Origin of the sequence: Mesorhizobium sp. M2A.F.Ca.ET.039.01.1.1, from assembly GCF_003998035.1 — a bacterium.
Taxonomy (GTDB): domain Bacteria; phylum Pseudomonadota; class Alphaproteobacteria; order Rhizobiales; family Rhizobiaceae; genus Mesorhizobium.
This window is the reverse complement of record NZ_RZRY01001506.1, coordinates 1-485: the sequence shown is the minus strand read 5'-3', so window position 1 is coordinate 485 and position 485 is coordinate 1. Positions and strand designations below refer to the sequence as shown.

Genomic DNA, 485 nt, shown 5'->3' with positions numbered 1-485 from the left:
ACCTATGACGTCGTGACCGTTCCCGGTTCGCTGGAGATACCGGCCGTCATCACCTTCGCGCTCGATGGCGCCGCCGAAGGCGGCACGCATTATGACGGCTTTGTCGCGCTCGGCACCATCATCCGCGGCGACACCTATCATTTCGACATCGTCGCCAATGAATCGAGCCGCGCGCTGATGGACCTTGCGGTGCAGGAAGCGATCGCGATAGGCAACGGTATCCTGACCACCGAGAACGACGCGCAGGCATGGACGCGCGCGAAGAAGACCGAGGGCGACAAGGGTGGCTTCGCCGCGCGCGCGGCGCTGACCATGATCGCGTTCAAAGAGAAATTCGGAGCCCAATCGTGACCGAGCCTGCCTCGACCGGAGCGGTACGTCACGCCAACAAGCGCGGCGCCGCCCGCCTTGCTGCCGTTCAGGCGCTTTATCAGATGGATGTGGCCGGCAGCGGCGTCTTCGAGATCACGGCCGAATATGAGGCC

1 protein-coding gene and 1 pseudogene are annotated in these 485 nt (G+C 63.9%); both read left to right on the top strand.

Annotated features, from left to right (window positions below; all coding sequences use genetic code 11):
* Nucleotides 1-351, top strand: a 351-nt coding sequence (ribH, locus tag EOA24_RS40680) for a 6,7-dimethyl-8-ribityllumazine synthase (protein WP_127410957.1), incomplete at its 5' end; no start/stop codon positions are given.
* Nucleotides 348-485 (top strand): annotated as a pseudogene (locus EOA24_RS43760) (N utilization substance protein B); the annotation flags it as partial. The gene ribH and the pseudogene EOA24_RS43760, both read left to right, overlap by 4 nt.